A 15167-nucleotide genomic window follows, 5' to 3' on the forward strand; every position below is an offset into this window, starting at 1 on the left:
ATCGAGAACAGCCAGACCTTACGCACGACGCCGGGCTCGTCCGTGAACTCCACCGTGAACTCGGCAAAATCGACCTGGGCCTGCTTGCCCGGCGGGGTCTCGAACCGCCGCTCGAACTGCGCCGGCCTGGCCGGGCGCACCTCGCGCAGGAAGTCCGTCACCGCAGTATAACCGCCGTCATAGCCCAATTCCCGGATCTCGCGCAGAAGGCGCGCGCCGCTGAGATCGGGGAACGCCTGAACCCGCTCCTGCAAATAGCGCTCATAAGGCTCAATCACCCGCGCCCGCGGTTGGCGCGGCCCGTAGACCGGCGCCTCCAGCCCACGGTCGAGGTATCTCCGCACGGTCTTGCGATCAGAGCCCACCTTCCGCGCGATCGCGGAAATGCTGAGCCCCTGCTTTTTCAAATCATGGATCAAAACGATCTCCCTCAGTCCCTTCACCTGCCTGCCCCTGTCACTCTCCGTTCGGAGCATCAGGCCTCATGTCCCGCGTCAGCGCCAATTCCGAATAATTGAAGTTCGGAATTGACCCTGCCGCTCACGACTGGGGAATTTTCAAACGGCGGTTTTGGGGAGATTACATCCGGCGATTACAGCTGGAGCTGCGCGAACATGCCGCCGGCATTTTCAGCCTGACCTGCCGGGCGCGGCACCCCGGTTTCGGCCATGTGATCGTTGGCCTGTTGCGGGCCCTGGCCGATGATTACGGCGCGCTGGTCCTGCTGGAGCATAGGGGCGGGCGCGCGGGCCACGAGATCATCACGATCAAGCTGCTGAGCATTGCCCATGCCAGTGGCCGTCGGTTCGATCTGGGCGCGAGGGCAAGTTAGATGCAGGCGCAGGAGTTTCCGATTACCAAGCTGCTCGACACGCTCTGCCCGATGCACCTGGTGCTCGACCGGACGGGGCATATCGTGCATGCGGGGCCGACCTTGCGCAGACTCGACCCCGAGGGTGCGGCGCCGGGCAGCCGGTTTACCGAGCTTTTCGAGATCAGGCGCCCACGCATCGATGGCACGATGGCGGCCCTGCGCGAGCATGCGGGGGAAAAGCTGCATCTGCAGATGCGTGGGGCCACGCGCGCCGATTTGAAGGCAGTGGTGGTGCCGCTGCCAGAGGCGGATGGCCCCGAGGCGGGTGCCATCGGGCCGCGCGGGGGGGGCCGTGGTGAACCTGTCATTTGGCATCTCGGTGGTAGAGGCGGTCCGGGCGTTCAACCTGACCAGCGCCGATTTCGCCGCCACCGACCTGACCATCGAGATGCTTTACCTGATGGAGGCCAAGACCGCCGCGATGGAGGCGTCGCGCACGCTGAACCTGCGGCTGCAGGGGGCGATGATCGCCGCCGAGGAAAAGGCCTATACCGATCAGCTGACAGGCCTGAAGAACCGGCGCGCTGCCATTTACCTGCTGGAGCGGTTGATCGACAGCGAACAGGATTTCGCGTTGATGCATGTGGACCTCGATTTCTTCAAGGCGGTGAATGACACGATGGGGCATGCCGCGGCCCGGAATAACCGCGGCGAAAAGGGCAGGGCGGTCAGGCCGCCATCGCATCCTGCCGCGCCAGCCAGAGCAGGAAGTCGTGCACCGTGCCCTCATAGTCCTCGCCGGCCAGCGGGCCGCCGGTCGCGTGGGTCGATCCCAGCGCCACCTGCATTGCCTCCAGTTTTTCGCGGTCCTCGCGGTTGACCTCTTCCCACAGGCTGATGCGTTGTCTGATCGTCTCGTCGTCCAGTTCGTCGCCATAGACTGACATGGTCCAGCGCACCTCGATCGAGGTGGCCGTCAGCGGCAGGATGTTGAGTGATACCAGCAGCGATGCCGCGACGCTGGCCACCTGGCAGGGGAAGGCGGCAAACAGGCTGGAGCGGTTGCGTGCCGCCTCGTCGAGGCCGGGCGCACCTGCACCGCGCGAGGGGATGTTATTGGGGTAATTGGCGAAATAGCTGGTAAAGCCGGGCCCGTTGGGGCCCTTGCGGCTGAGGCCGGTGGGGGTATAGCCGTGCAGCGTCACGGGATGCACCACCGACAGATGGTAGCCTTCCATGAAATTCTCGACCAGGCATTTCCAGTTGCAGTTCCAGACCTCCTGGGCTGAGTGGACGATGCGGTACTCCTCGGGGCGATACGGGCCGATCACGTCCGAAAGGCCGGCGAGCTCGGCGTCGATGTCGGGCGGCTGATCGGCGAGGCTGACATAGATGAAGCCGAACCGCTGGGTGCAATGGAACTCGGGCAGCCGGCAGGATTTGGGGTCAAAGCCTGCATTCTCCATGCGCGGCGCGCGCAGCAGCGCCCCGTCAGTGCCATAGGTCCAAGCGTGGTAGCGGCAGACAAAACGCTTGGCACTGCCGCGCCCCTCGACCAGCGGCATGCCGCGATGGCGGCAGACATTTGACAGCGCCCGGATCGTCGTGTCATCGCGCACCACGACGACCGGTTCGTCCAGAAGCTGGAGGGTCAGGTAGTCGCCGGGCTGCGGCAGTTCGTCCGCGCGCCCGACGCAGTGCCAGCCACGGCGCAGCACGGTGGCGCATTCATGGGCGAAAAAATCAGCATCGACATAAGCCTGGCCGGGCAGGCCGCGCGGCGCGTCCGCGGGGGCGGCGGCGCAGGCGGCAAGATCGTGGCGTAGGGTGGCGCAATGATCAGTCATCTCCTGAAACTCCATATGAGGTGGCTTTGCATGGGGCGAGGGCGCGCCGGATACAGACGCCCTGCGTCTGCGACCGGCGGGCATGGGCGGCGTGGAGCTTGCGCAGGCGCGTATGTGCCATGAGCCCGGTGCTGTCAGTTACCGCGCGCGATGCGGCTGTAGATATACTGGGCAAAGTCGTAATTGGGCCGTTCGAGATGCGACAGGTGCCCCGGCGTGGCCGCCCCTGACGACAACCCGCGATAGACCTTTTCGGTGCATCCCTTGTCCTCGACATTCACCGCGTCCAGCAATGTCTTGAGCTGGTTGAAATGGGTCTGTGCATTGGCGTCGCCCGCGTAGTCGTCGGACATGCCGCCGCCAAAGCCGATGCGCACCTGGCCGACCCCATGCGGATGCAGCGTGAGATACCAGAAATAGCCCGGCGTGAGCGTGATCAGCAGGCTGGGATAGATCGCCAGCAGGTATGTGGTGCGACGGCGCTCGCCGACGAGGCGGGTGTTGGAGGGATGCGCCAACGCGATCTTGAGCGTGTCGTCCTTGAGGATGGTGTGATAGTTGAACGCCGCCTCGCCGGGCGGGCAAACCATTTCCTCCAGCTTGCTGAGACCGCCGATGGTGCCAGCATGGCAGACCGGCAAGTGGTAGCTTTCCATGAAGTTCTCGGCCAGCACCTTCCAGTTGGTGTTCCAGATATGGGTCTCGAAGAAGGTTTCGGTGTAGGCGGTCATGTCGAAATCGCCGACCAGATCCTCGACCTTGGCCAGTTGCGCCGCGACGGCGGGCGCGTCGGGGTTGAGTGTGACAAACACCCAGCCCAGCCATTCCTCGCAACGGATATCGGGCAGTTTGTAGTCTGTTTTGCAAAAGCCTTCGTTACGGGTCATCGCGGGGGCGCCGCGCAGCGTTCCATCCAGGTTGTAGGTCCAGGCGTGGTAGGGGCAGACGATGCTGCGGGTGTTGCCGCGCCCCTCGAGCAGGGTGGACATGCGGTGGCGGCAGACATTCGACATCGCCTTGAGCGTGCCCTGCGCGTCGCGCAACACGATGATGGGCTGGCCCGCCAGATCGAGGGTGACGTAATCGCCCGCCCCGGCCAGCGCCGAGGCACGTCCGACGCAGAACCAGTCCTGCGCAAAGATGTCTTTCAGCTCGCGGGCCAGAAAACCCTCCGACGTATAGACCGAAGGCGGCATCGCGCGGGCCTGTTCGAAGGGGGTTGCGACATTGTCGCGAAGCTCTTCAATGGCGTCCTTCATGGCTGGCTCTTTCTGCTGCTGGCGGGTCGACCCGGATTTAGGATGCGCTGCCTCGTCCGGGTCAATAGAATTGTCATGTGATGCGAAAGGAAAAGCGCCGCGCAGGTGGATTTTACAGCGGGATCGGCGACAATGTCCTTGGCCATGAGAAACCTCTATCCTGACAGGCCCCCGAAGGGGGGCAGATGCGCGAACAGTTTCATGTTTGACGGTGGGGCCGAAAGTATAGACTTCCTCAGCCCCGATTAGAGCCTGCCTAAGCTGCCCGCGGATGCGGGCGGACAGGCCGGCGTTTGCGACCCTTGGGAAAGGCTAATAAATGCTGAAGCATTTCGTATTTTCCGCGCGACGGATCAGCAACTAATGTCGCTGGAAGGGGCCGCGAACGGGCGCAATGGATATGGAAAAAGGGGCGCGTGGTGCTACTGGCCCGACCTGCCAGGTTTCCGGTGATCAGGTGCCCCCGGTCAGCATGCGCTGACCGCGGGTACTCTTTCCTTGGCAGCCGGTGCGCGGCGCAGGGCGGACTCGATCGTGCCGAGAAGTTCCAACGGCTCAAACGGTTTCGCGATGACCGATAGTGCGCCCAGCGACATCAGCTCGTTCACTTCGTTTTGCTGGACCCGACCGGTCATGAAAATGACGGGCACATCCGAAACTTCGGGGATCTGCCTGAAGGCCGCGAAAACTTCGGGGCCGTGCATCGTCTGCATCATCACGTCGAGCAAGATGACATCTGGCCCGAAGGCTGCTGCCTTCTCGATGGCTTCTTCGCCGGATGTGCATTGCAGCAGGGTGACGGCCCCTGTCAATTCCAGAGCGATCGCCGTTATTTCGCGTGTGTCCTGATCGTCTTCAACGTGCAGGATCCTTGGTATATGTCCGGTATTATCATTCATCGCTCAAACCACCATTTTTCATCACTCAACCCACCATTGCCATATCGGTCTGGCCGGCATATGCGGCATGATCAACTGGCAACCTGAGCGAGAAGGTTGAGCCGATGCCCGGTTCGCTGGTGACGATGACTTTGCCACCATGCTGTTCCATGATCACCTTGACTATGCTCAATCCCAAACCTGTTCCCTTCCCGCTTCGTTCGCTATGATTGTCGGCCTGCCGGAAGCGGTCGAAGATCTTGTCGATATCGGCCTTTGCTATGCCCACTCCGAAATCCCTGACATTGATCCAGTAGTGATCTTCTTCCCTGTCAAGAGATACGACAACCTCGCCACCTGGCCTCGAAAATTTGGCCGCGTTGCTGAGCAGGTTTGTCAAAACCTGTAGCATTCTGTTGGTATCAATCTTGGCATAGGCTGGCTCGTCGAGCCCCTCTGCCCGCACCGTAACATCAAATCTCTTGCCGAAGCCAGAATTTATCTGGACGGCGTCCGTGATCAGGGAACACAGATCGCTCGGCTGGAAGTCAAATTCCATGCGCCCGGCGGCGATCTTCTCGAGGTCGAGGATGTCGTTCACGATGATGGCCAGCCTGTCGGCATTCCGGTGCGCAATCGAGACAAGGTTCTGCGCTTTTGCCGGGAGGTCCTCTGCCGCGCCCGCGAGGAGCAGGCCAAGCGCACCCTTGATCGAGGTGATCGGCGATCTGAGTTCGTGGCTCACCGTCGAGATGAATTCATCCTTGATCCGCTCGACCTCGATCTTGTCTGAGATGTTGCGGAAAATCGCCACGAGACTACCCGGTCCGGAATCCGATCGAATGTATTGTACGAATATTTCGTTCGTTCCATCGTCCAGTTCGGCCCGTACATTGACCACGTCGAGGGTTCCATCCATGAGCGGAGCCACGAGATGGTCAAACTTATCCCGGTCAAAATTCGGGTCGGTATCAAGGACCGTCTTGTTAATATAAGTGCTTCTGTCCCAGCCAACCCGCCGCATCGCGGCTTGGTTCATGTACTTGAAGCGATAGGTATCGGGTTCGAAAATGAACACGTTGTCGAGGAGCTTGTCCAGGATCGAGACCACTTCGCGTTCTTCGACGGCGATTTTACCTGCTGTGATGTCCGTCCGGATCGACGTGGACCCCATGAAGCGGCCAGTTCGATCGAACCGGGGGCTGATGGTCGTGTGAGTCCACATGTGGGCACCACCCTTGCAGACGAGCCGGATCTCACCTGACCAGATTTGCCCGGACTTCAACCGCCGGGAGATCCTTTCCGGCTGGCCGGGGATGGTATGGATCTGGAAAGAGACAGGGTCTTTGCCCAAGAGTTCATCAGCGGTGTAGCCGGTCGCCTTGAGGAACCCGTCATTCACGAAAGTCACCTTCCGGTTCTGGTCCACGACCGAGATGAGGCAGTGCTCGTCCACAGCGTTGCGCATGTGCTCAAGCTCTTCGCTGCGTTCGATCGCGGCCCGCTTCGCTTTCTCCGAGATCCACAACTTATAGGAGTAAACCACGATGAGGACAGCAGACGTGACTACCGTGGCCCATCCGAGTGTCGGAGACGCGGTGAATGCACCACTGCTGGACAACACGAGCCCCCAACTAAGGCCTGCCACGATAAGGACTGCGTGACTGGTTGAGAATCTGACTTTTGTCATCCTGTTCGCCTCTTGTCACCGGTGATCCCGGCCTTGTGTCTTGGAACACTGCACCCCAGACATGGGCAATTGGTGAAGCAATTGAGGTATTTTTGGGGCATTCGGCTGTGTCGCGTGTCGCTGAGCATGTCATTGCGCAAGCGAGATTGATGAAGGTATTGAACCGGTTGGGCGTCTTTTCGCACCTTAAGCTGACCTAACGGAAGCTATTGATACTGATAGAGAAGGTTTCCGCTAGGTAACGCTCCTTATAGTGCGCCCGAATGACGGGGGTGATTCCGCCTGAATTTTCTGTGATGACCTCGCGCCAATGATCTGCGTCGCGAGCCGCCTGACAGAGGGCAATTCCTCCAACGGCCCGGCGTGATGATAAAACGAATCGGAAGGCCAGGGGCATCGACGGCGCGAATCTTGGGTGCAGGCAGCCCTTGGTCGGCGAAATCCCGCTGCTTCAAGCGCCTGGTTGAGGGCACGCCCACGTGGATCTCGCCGATTGGCGCGTTCACGTAAAGGAGCCGGTTGTTTGACCCGGCCCGCTCACAGCTACCCGGTTTCCCTACAACCATGGGTTCCATGAGCGTTCATTGCCGATCTGCCAAAGCGCACCTGCTCAAGAGTATCTGCTGCTTTTGATCTTGAACCGGAACAGCCGTGAATTTTATCTGTCCTGAAACCAATGGGCGGCAAAGCTGATTTTGTGTCTTTTGTGCCGGGTCTGTCCGGTCCCGATCATAAAAGGCAAACTCCGGGGCTTCCCGATCACTGGATTCTCGCCTATGGTTTATGGAGAAATTCAATTACCGCCCTCAACCTAGGGGCGAAATTTGAGCTTGGGCCAGTGGTGTACCGATTTGAGAATTGAGAATGATCTGAAGAGACGCGAGCCTTTGCCGTCAACGGGAGATGACAGGATTTCTGTCGTCCACGTTGATGATGACTCCGACATCCTGGCCATAGCAAAAACGGCGCTCGAAGTGCTTGGATCTTTCAGCGTTACCAGCTTCAGTTCAGGTGGCGCCGCCTTGAAAGAGCTGCCGTCGCTCTCGCCGGATCTGATTATTCTGGACCTTTCTATGCCTGAAATGGACGGCCGGGAAACTTTTTGTGGTATCAAGAAGATAACCGCCTTGGAGGGTGTTCCGATCGTCTTCCTTACGGCCGAGAATACACCGGCAGTCCAGCGGGAGTTGATCGCGCTTGGCGCGACGCAGGTGATTTCGAAACCCTTCGATCCGCTGGAGTTGCATCTTGAGATTTCCAAATATGTTGCATCCGCCTGAAGCAGTTCGTCTTTGACCTGAATCATCCGTCTAAGGCAAAATGCGCGCAACGCTGACGGGGCGTGCGGGTTTAACGAAAACACGTGTTTCAGACGCTTCGCGAAACGCTTTGATACTCGGCGCAGCTGAATGACATTCAGTTTCTGCTGCCGATTCGTTGAGCGCAGCGGTGCGTCAAAGTCAGAAATTCCCCCCTTTGTCCTTCGAGCGTGGCCCCACCTTCTTGCCGCGATGTCTGACCTGTTCCGGTTCGTGCAACTGCGAAGGGGCGAGTCATTTTTTGGCGGGGGCAACGCTCGCCTTTAACGGCTGCCGGAGGGGAGAAGGGCTGTTGATTCCCGTCCTGCTCTTGTCGTCTCTGATTGCTAAAAGATTGGGATTTCAGCGGAAAGCACGACTGGCGCAGGTGGCGATCGGGGGTAGCGCCTGGATGCCGGCGCGCTGGGTTTGGTTGATTCGTTCCTTCGAAAATGGCGTTCTCGGGGTCGAGATCACCCAAGGATGATTGCGCGATCAGGGGGCTGTGCAAGCCGGTTGCCAATGCGACCCGTGACTTTTTGGACACAGCAACACGACAAACGGCCGGGAGGGGTCATAGCTGCCGCATTGTCAAAAACGAGCCATCGTCTCGCCATCTTTTGCCTCAACCTTAGGTTTTAGAAGGATCAAGCAGCACCACCAAATTGAATGTCGAGACAACGACACCGATAAAGAGGAAAGAGGAAAATGAAGATACTGGCAGTTGATGACGACCCGCTGAGCCTTGAATTGCTCGACGCATTGGTTTCCCAAATCGGGCCTCATGAGTTGGTCACTGCGACTTCGGCGGTCGATGCGTTGCAATGCATTGCCGAAAGCTCGCAGGATACTTTCGACTGCATTCTTCTGGATATCCAGATGCCGGGCACGAACGGTATCCAGCTTTGCGAGATCGTCAGGGCGCACCCGAGCTATAGCCGGACCCCGGTGCTGATGATCACGGCAATGTCGGACAAGAAGAATATTGATGACGCGTTCCTGGCTGGCGCAACCGACTATCTGACAAAGCCGTTTGAAATATCCGAATTGCGCGGGCGCATTCAGATGATCGAGCGCCTGCTGGAAGAAAGAGACCTGAACGCTCGGAAGATATCGGCGCAGAAGGCCGCGGACGGCAATGAGCCCGGCAAGAAGATCGATCTTTTCGACTCGGTGCCGATTGTCGAGGTGGCCGGGGTCGTCGAGTATAACGTGCTTGAAAACTACGTTGCCCAGATTTCCCGGAAATCCCTGTTCGGGTCCTCGGTTTTCGCATTGAAAACGGTTGATTTCGAAAGGCTGCACCAGCGCAGCTCTGCAACCGATCTCCAATTCATCATTACAGATGTTGCCGAGGCAATCTCGGATGCGCTTGAGGGGACGACCTTCCTTATGGCCTATGCCGGGAACGGCACCTTTGTCTGTGTCGTCGAAGGCGGCTGGCGGCCGGAGACAACCAAGCTGGTAAACGAGGTCCACCGGATCCTGGAAAGCATGGAGCTTTACACGACGGGCGGTGCGCCGTTGCAGGTTGAATTGCACCCCGGTCCGGCGATCCGCCTGATTTCACGCGTCGGGCCACGCGCGGTGGACGCATTGAGCGAAGCACAGGAAGAAGCCGAGAAAAGCTACGAGGACTCTCAGAGAAACCCGTTGGGTGAACTGTACTGGAATGTTTCAGCATGAGTGATGTCCTCGAAGACCGCCTGGCGGAAATTCGGGTGCGCTTTGTATCGCTACTCTGCACGCGCGGGGAGACCATACAAAACGCAATCGGACTGATCGAGACAGAGCGGTGTGCGCAATCTGCACTGAAAGACGTTCAGAATGAGCTTCACAAGATCACCGGAACTGCCGCCACACTTGGCTTCAGGGACCTGGGCGAACGCGCCCGGCATTTCGAAGAGAGAATCGAGACCTGCCCGGACCATGCGGGTGCGGAGCTGGATGAACTTCTGGCGGGTCTGAAAGAGTTGCAACAGATGATCATGAAGATTTGCAAAGATGCGGGCTGATCCGACGGCAGTGAATGAATGCAGCCATGTCAGAGGACGTAATATGAGAATACTCGCCGTTGATGATGATCCGGTCGTTCTGAGCCTGCTCATGGGAATCTTGGGTCGTGCCGGTTATGTTGATATCGCCTGCTGCAGTTCCGCAGCCGAGGCGCGTTGGCATCTGGATGATGGCCATGAAGTGGATTGCTTCCTGCTGGATATCAGGATGCCGGACGAAGACGGCATTTCGCTATGCAAGTCGATCCGGGCGCGTGCCGGGCATGTGAATACGCCGATCATCATGTTGACGGCCCTCACTGACGTCGAGTCCGTCAATGATGCATTTGAAGCGGGTGCCACGGAATATGTGACCAAGCCATTCGACGGCCTGGAACTGGGCGCCAGAATCAGAACGGCGGTCGCGCTCAACAGGATGCGTCAACAGGTGGCCGAGACGATCGAGGCGGCAAATCAGGTCGCGAAATTCCCCGGCGAGACGAGCGGGGGAACCCCGTATGAGATGCGCCCCTACCTGGGAGTGCCCGGCGCAATCGAGTTCGTGACGCTGGAGAATTATCTGCTGCGGCTCGAATCCCGCGTTTGCACGACCCACATCTTCGCCTTCCAGGTTGAGGGGCTTCAAGCATACCTCAGTGGTATCAACAACCTTCCTGCCCGCCATGCGCTGATCGCCGGCTTGCTGCAATGCCTGGTCTCCGGGGCCGCGGCGAAGGGCCTTGTCAGCTATGCCGGTAACGGTGTCTTCGTCTATGTGAAGTTCAACGGAAAACCTCTGAAGGCGGAAGAATTGGCGGATCGGCTCAAGAATGAGATCAGTGACCTCATGGCCAGTGATAAAAAGGCCTCCCGCGCGTCATGCAACGTCAAGATCCTTCGATATCACGAGCGTGAACTGCTGACAGGGCGCCAGGCGGCGGACTTCCTGAGGGCGTCGATCGACATGAGCGGCCAACGCGCCGGGATGAAGACCATCGAAGAGGAGTTGCGCGACATATTGTATGCGGATCTGGGCTATCCTCCAATCTTTGGACATTTGCGGGCGCTTTCCAAGCTGCTCTCGGCTCCTGCTGACCGGGTGCGCAAAACGGTCGCACCCCGTTCGACGACACCCTCGAGCAAAAGCCATTCGACGAACGCCTGACCGTTGCCCCGGCTGCTGGTCAAAAACGCCCCGTATGGGGCTAAAGCTGTTTGGCACATGCCCCGTCGCGCGGATGCCGACGGTGTTTTTGCGTAGAAAAATCCTTTGATATCGCCGTTTCAGCTCAGGCTGATTTTGGCATGTTTTCGATCAAGCGGGTCTCGAGCAATTGGCCGTTTTGGTAGAGAACCGGATAGGCCACCGACGCGATGTGGCCGTTGAACTCTCGAAACGAACGCAGTGTTTCGAGGTGAATATCGCTGGTTTCAAAACTTTCACTCCGTTGGCTTTGAAGGCGCTTGAGATGGCGTTTGCGGCTTTGTCTTTCCGCGCGCTTGATTTCGGTTTTCTCAAGGCTCAGGAGGCGCGCGCTTTCGAGGTCGTCTGACAGCAGGACGATCATGGCGAGCCTGATGTTGGCCAGGATGCTTTCATGTATCTTAACCAATTCGACCCAACCTTCGGCTGAAAACCGTGCCTGTGTGCGGCGCATTTCTTCGGCCAACACGGTCAGACGCTTGGCGACCACGTCTCCGGCCGTTTCAAGCCGGATCGCGTATTCCATCAAACCGCGGACTTCCTTGGCCTGCGCCTTGTTGTAGCGCTCCATCGGAAGCGCGGCGACATAGGCGCGGATGTTTTCCAGGCAGCCATTCACCTCGGTATCCATCGATTGCACCGAAAGGATATGATCCTTTGTTCCACCCTTTAGGAGCGTCAGGAGCGGCCGGAACATGGCTTCGACCAGGTCGCTCATGTGCAAGAGTTCACGTTTGAGCCCGGAAATGGCCTGTGTTGGGTTACTCATGGTTTTAGTATCCAGCGCCGATAGGGGGCGATGCATTTCGATTTCGGTGCTGTCGGGCAGTGGATCGGGAAGAAGCCTCTTGGCTGGTGTTTCCAGGCGGCGGCAAAAGGGCAGGGCGAGCACCAGCAGCGACCCGTTGAACAACAGATGCGCGTTGACCAACATCTGCCCGGTCGCAGGCAGGCTCAGCGTGCCGGAGCTGAGCGCGAAATTCGTGGCGGCCAAGACAATCACGGCCCAGCTGCCGCGCAACATGAGGTTGGCCAGCGGTATGCGCCTGCCCGAGATCTCCATCCTACGCGACAGCCAAACCGGAATGAAGCCCGAGCCAAAGTTCGCGCCAAAGACCAGCGACAGCCCGGCCTCAAAGGGGATTGCCCCGATCTGTACCAAGGTCACGCACATCAGGATTGCAGCCACGCTGGAATGCATGACGAATGCCAGTGTCGCCCCGATGAGAAAGGCGGTGATGTAATCACGCGCGAGGTATTCCGCGATGGCGGGCAAAAAGGCGCTGTCGCGGATCGGGTCCATCGCCTCTCGCAAAAATCGCAGTGAAACCAGGATGAAGGCAACCCCTAGCAAGATGCGCCCCAACTGTCGTACCTTCTTGGCCTCGGTCTTGACGAAGAGGTAACCGCCCGTTGCAAGTAACATGGGAACCAGCCAATCGAGCTGGAAAGACAGGACCTGAATAACCAGTGCCGAGCCAAGATCTCCGCCCAGCACGATTGCCAAGCCCATCGGAAAGGACAGCATACCGCTGACCGCGAAACCTGACGCCAAAAGCGCGACCGCCCCGGAGCTTTGCAGCACGACTGCCATTGCGACGCCGATGAAGCTGGCTTTGCCAAGGCTTTGCCGCGCGGTCAGAACGCGTTGGAACGAGGCGCCGTAGCTGCGCTCGATTCCTGTGCGCACCATGCGGACGGCGAACAGCAAAAGCATCGTCGCCCCGGCGAGGTGGATGAGGAATGTCAGGATTGCCATTCAGGCCGGGTGAATCAAATCTAGCAGGTCGCGATGCAATTCAGGCGTTGCGGCTGAGATGACCCGGCCATCGGAGTCCAGCGTCAGCCTTTGCCCGTCCCAATCCGTGCTCACGCCGCCCGCGGCCTCGATCACCGCGGATACGGGTAGGTAATCATACGGCTGAAGATCGTAATCGATCACGGCATCCACATGGCCCATCGCCAAGAGCGCATGCGGATAACAGTCATACCCCATGCGGCGGGTTTGCCCGGCATTCATCAAGCGATCAAAGAGGGACGGTTCGTCACGATAGATCTTGTCGCCCTCGTTGACAAAGAACACCGCCTTGCTCAGCCGGGTCACATCACTGGTCGAAATGGGCGCGCCATTCATGGTCGCCCCTTGCCCCGGAACGCCGACCAGAGTTTCACCAAGCGCGGGCATGCCGATCACGCCAAGTGTCGGCACGCCCTTGTCCAGATATCCCAATAAGAAGCCGAACAGCGGATGTCCGGACAGGAACGACCGCGTGCCGTCGATCGGATCAACTATCCAGACCCGATCACGGTTCTCGCCTTGGAAACCGTGTTCTTCTCCAAAGATGCCGTCTTGGGGGAAGTGCCGGGCCAGATATTCTCGCACAGCGGTCTCGACGCTGCGATCGGCCTGTGTCACCGGACTTTCGTCAGCTTTGAACTCGATCCCGAGCCGCCCGCGGAAAAAACGCAAGGCTTCCTTGGCGGCGATTTCGGCGAGGTTTGTAGCGTGATCTGTTGAATTACACGTCGAATGCATCGCGTCCGCCCCCGGATTGCTCCATGCTATTGTCCCCGCCAAGCACGCAAAGGTGACCCGGCAGATTTGTATGAGCGTGGGGGGAGGAGGCGCTGCGCAACGCGGAGGCAGAGACACCGTATTGCTTGCGAAAAACGCGCGCAAAGCGCGACTGGGATGAGAAACCGCAGGCGATCGCAATTTCAGTCATCGACATATTCGTGTCTTCGACCAGTATTTTCGCGTGCTCAAGTTGGCGCGCGCGGTAGAATCTCAACGGTGATGTCGACAGATGAAGCGCGAAAAGACGCTCCACTTGCCGTGTCGATAATCCGACGGATTCTGCCAAAGTTGAGGTGGAAAGGGGCTCTTCAAGGTTTTGAATCATCATGTTGATGATTATTTGCAGCCGCTTGGGCGCGCCTTTGTACGTATCCGCAACGGTACAGGTCTGCGTCCGGTTTGCGCTGCGTGCAGAGGACACGAGCAGATAATTGCGAATTTGCGCAGAGACATTTGCCGAGACACGCGAGCTTACCCAGTCCAGGGCGAAATCCATCGCGCCCAACTCTCCGGAACAGCAGGTGATGTTGGAATCTTCGACAAAGATCGCATTGCTGAATTCGACCTGCGTTGCCATCTCGTTGTTGGCCGGGATTCGCGTCCAGTGGTCGGTGCCCCGCGAGATGTGACCCGACATTGCAACGGCGCGTACAGCGGAGCCCATGACGCAGACCGGGACGGATGCTCTTCGGCAATGCCGGACCACGCTCAACATGGCGCGCTGCTCGCTTTGGCCCATCTCCGGCCCAGAGCAGACAACGAAAAGATCGGGGCCGGCGCCACCGCCACGCGCGCATTGGCTGATCTCCAGCGCGCCATCGGGCGCCACTCGGCGGCCGGAACGCGCGAAGACCTCCTCACCGTTCGCGGAAAGAACCCGAACCTGCACTTCGGAAAGCGGGTTCATCAGTTTGACCGTATCGAAAACATCGGTCAGTGAGGCAAAGCTCAACAAGGAAAACCCATGCGTGAGAAGAACGTGTACTTCGAAGCGGGCATCAATCGAAACCTTGGGTTCGGCGGGGTTTTCGGAGAAAAAATAGTGTTTGCTCATCTTCGCAATTCCTTGTGCCGACTGAAAGCGGGACGGCTGGTCAGGCGTCAAATGCGCCCTGTTCCCGGACAGTCCGAATGATGATTTCTATCAACTCGAACTGGGATTCTGCCGCGATATCTTCAAAGTATATTTGGCTTGGCCAAGGCTGGGTGCGGAACCGATCCGCTGGCATCGCCACCTTTCGGGCCACTTCCTTTTGCGCGGCGATGAAGGACTCGGTGATTTGCTTGATCTCGATCTTGGCGGCTTCCATATCGCCGATGCTGTTGGCATCCACCTGTCGAGAGCCGATGCCCGTCGTCAAAGGCACGCCGCGCCGGATTGCCTGATCGACGTAAAAGGGCAGTTCGACCTTGTCGGCCTCAAGGCGCATGATGAATTTCGGGCAGACCATGTGCTTGTGTTCCGTCAATTCCTCCAGCCCCACGCTTGGTTGTGAATCTGCTTTCGAGATTCCGCGGCGCCGCAAGCTGTGTCAATCGGCATTGAACTTTGACCCCTTATCGGCGTCCAATATTGCCCCCCTTGTGCTGAGCAGGCCCGGCGCT

13 protein-coding genes and 2 pseudogenes are annotated in these 15167 nt (G+C 58.8%); 6 read left to right on the top strand and 9 right to left on the bottom strand.

Annotation, left to right across the window (positions count from 1 at the left end; genetic code table 11):
* Positions 1 to 443 (bottom strand): annotated as a pseudogene (locus tag O3306_RS21500) (helix-turn-helix domain-containing protein); the annotation flags it as partial.
* A gap of 71 nt (positions 444 to 514) precedes the next feature.
* Between O3306_RS21500 and O3306_RS21505 the strand changes: the two are divergent.
* Together O3306_RS21505 and O3306_RS21510 are read left to right on the top strand one after the other, a co-directional pair.
* Positions 515 to 832 carry a hypothetical protein gene (locus O3306_RS21505; protein WP_272011335.1) on the top strand — a complete coding sequence of 106 codons (318 nt, stop codon included), beginning with the start codon at positions 515 to 517 and terminating at the stop codon, positions 830 to 832.
* Positions 833 to 1508 (top strand): annotated as a pseudogene (locus tag O3306_RS21510) (diguanylate cyclase); the annotation flags it as partial.
* A gap of 34 nt (positions 1509 to 1542) precedes the next feature.
* Here O3306_RS21510 and O3306_RS21515 read toward each other — a convergent pair.
* The 4 genes from O3306_RS21515 to O3306_RS21530 form a co-directional block, all read right to left on the bottom strand.
* The gene (locus O3306_RS21515; protein ID WP_272011337.1) at positions 1543 to 2661 is read right to left on the bottom strand and encodes an aromatic ring-hydroxylating oxygenase subunit alpha; all 1119 of its coding nucleotides are present in this window, start codon (positions 2659 to 2661) and stop codon (positions 1543 to 1545) included.
* Positions 2662 to 2795: 134 nt separating this feature from the next.
* On the bottom strand, positions 2796 to 3920 hold the full coding sequence (locus tag O3306_RS21520; protein ID WP_272011340.1) for an aromatic ring-hydroxylating oxygenase subunit alpha: 1125 nt from the start codon (positions 3918 to 3920) through the stop codon (positions 2796 to 2798).
* Positions 3921 to 4387: 467 nt separating this feature from the next.
* Entirely contained in the window at positions 4388 to 4819 is a 432-nt protein-coding gene (locus O3306_RS21525) for a response regulator (protein ID WP_272011343.1), read from the bottom strand.
* A 25-nt stretch (positions 4820 to 4844) separates the two neighbouring features.
* On the bottom strand, positions 4845 to 6488 hold the full coding sequence (locus tag O3306_RS21530; protein ID WP_272011345.1) for an ATP-binding protein: 1644 nt from the start codon (positions 6486 to 6488) through the stop codon (positions 4845 to 4847).
* A gap of 824 nt (positions 6489 to 7312) precedes the next feature.
* Between O3306_RS21530 and O3306_RS21535 the strand changes: the two genes are divergently transcribed.
* The 4 genes from O3306_RS21535 (at position 7313) to O3306_RS21550 (ending at position 10945) form a co-directional block, all read left to right on the top strand.
* On the top strand, positions 7313 to 7768 hold the full coding sequence (locus O3306_RS21535) for a response regulator (protein ID WP_272011347.1): 456 nt from the start codon (positions 7313 to 7315) through the stop codon (positions 7766 to 7768).
* Between the two features lie 726 nt (positions 7769 to 8494).
* Positions 8495 to 9472 carry a response regulator gene (locus O3306_RS21540; RefSeq protein ID WP_272011349.1) on the top strand — a complete coding sequence of 326 codons (978 nt, stop codon included), beginning with the start codon at positions 8495 to 8497 and terminating at the stop codon, positions 9470 to 9472.
* Positions 9469 to 9801, top strand: a complete 333-nt coding sequence (locus O3306_RS21545) for an Hpt domain-containing protein (RefSeq protein ID WP_272011350.1) — start codon at positions 9469 to 9471, stop codon at positions 9799 to 9801. The genes O3306_RS21540 and O3306_RS21545 overlap by 4 nt, the downstream gene beginning before the upstream one ends.
* 43 nt (positions 9802 to 9844) lie before the next feature.
* The gene (locus tag O3306_RS21550) at positions 9845 to 10945 is read left to right on the top strand and encodes a response regulator (protein ID WP_272011352.1); all 1101 of its coding nucleotides are present in this window, start codon (positions 9845 to 9847) and stop codon (positions 10943 to 10945) included.
* A 124-nt stretch (positions 10946 to 11069) separates the two neighbouring features.
* On the opposite strand, the gene O3306_RS21555 is transcribed toward O3306_RS21550, so the two are convergent.
* The 4 genes from O3306_RS21555 to O3306_RS21570 are packed head-to-tail and all read right to left on the bottom strand — an operon-like array spanning position 11070 to position 15013.
* Entirely contained in the window at positions 11070 to 12743 is a 1674-nt protein-coding gene (locus O3306_RS21555; RefSeq protein ID WP_272011353.1) for a Na/Pi cotransporter family protein, read from the bottom strand.
* Positions 12744 to 13520, bottom strand: coding sequence for an inositol monophosphatase family protein (locus O3306_RS21560; protein ID WP_272011355.1), 777 nt, complete (start codon positions 13518 to 13520; stop codon positions 12744 to 12746).
* Complete coding sequence (locus O3306_RS21565) at positions 13504 to 14667, bottom strand: GlxA family transcriptional regulator (RefSeq protein WP_272011357.1); 1164 nt, start codon at positions 14665 to 14667, stop codon at positions 13504 to 13506. Before O3306_RS21565 ends, O3306_RS21560 begins: the two co-directional genes overlap by 17 nt.
* Positions 14657 to 15013, bottom strand: coding sequence for a hypothetical protein (locus O3306_RS21570; RefSeq protein WP_272011359.1), 357 nt, complete (start codon positions 15011 to 15013; stop codon positions 14657 to 14659). The genes O3306_RS21565 and O3306_RS21570 overlap by 11 nt, the downstream gene beginning before the upstream one ends.
* Between the last annotated feature and the right edge of the window lie 154 nt (positions 15014 to 15167).

The organism is Roseovarius sp. ZX-A-9 (genome assembly GCF_028369135.1).
In the GTDB taxonomy this organism is placed as follows: Bacteria; Pseudomonadota; Alphaproteobacteria; order Rhodobacterales; family Rhodobacteraceae; genus Roseovarius.

Excerpts from the sequence above, each read along its gene's own strand:
- O3306_RS21515 (WP_272011337.1), bottom strand. The coding sequence starts at position 2,661 with ATGACTGATCATTGCGCCACCCTACGCCACGATCTTGCCGCCTGCGCC.
- O3306_RS21520 (WP_272011340.1), bottom strand. The coding sequence starts at position 3,920 with ATGAAGGACGCCATTGAAGAGCTTCGCGACAATGTCGCAACCCCCTTC.
- O3306_RS21525 (WP_272011343.1), bottom strand. The coding sequence starts at position 4,819 with ATGAATGATAATACCGGACATATACCAAGGATCCTGCACGTTGAAGAC.
- O3306_RS21530 (WP_272011345.1), bottom strand. The coding sequence starts at position 6,488 with ATGACAAAAGTCAGATTCTCAACCAGTCACGCAGTCCTTATCGTGGCA.
- O3306_RS21540 (WP_272011349.1), top strand. The coding sequence starts at position 8,495 with ATGAAGATACTGGCAGTTGATGACGACCCGCTGAGCCTTGAATTGCTC.
- O3306_RS21545 (WP_272011350.1), top strand. The coding sequence starts at position 9,469 with ATGAGTGATGTCCTCGAAGACCGCCTGGCGGAAATTCGGGTGCGCTTT.
- O3306_RS21550 (WP_272011352.1), top strand. The coding sequence starts at position 9,845 with ATGAGAATACTCGCCGTTGATGATGATCCGGTCGTTCTGAGCCTGCTC.
- O3306_RS21555 (WP_272011353.1), bottom strand. The coding sequence starts at position 12,743 with ATGGCAATCCTGACATTCCTCATCCACCTCGCCGGGGCGACGATGCTT.
- O3306_RS21560 (WP_272011355.1), bottom strand. The coding sequence starts at position 13,520 with ATGCATTCGACGTGTAATTCAACAGATCACGCTACAAACCTCGCCGAA.
- O3306_RS21570 (WP_272011359.1), bottom strand. The coding sequence starts at position 15,013 with ATGGTCTGCCCGAAATTCATCATGCGCCTTGAGGCCGACAAGGTCGAA.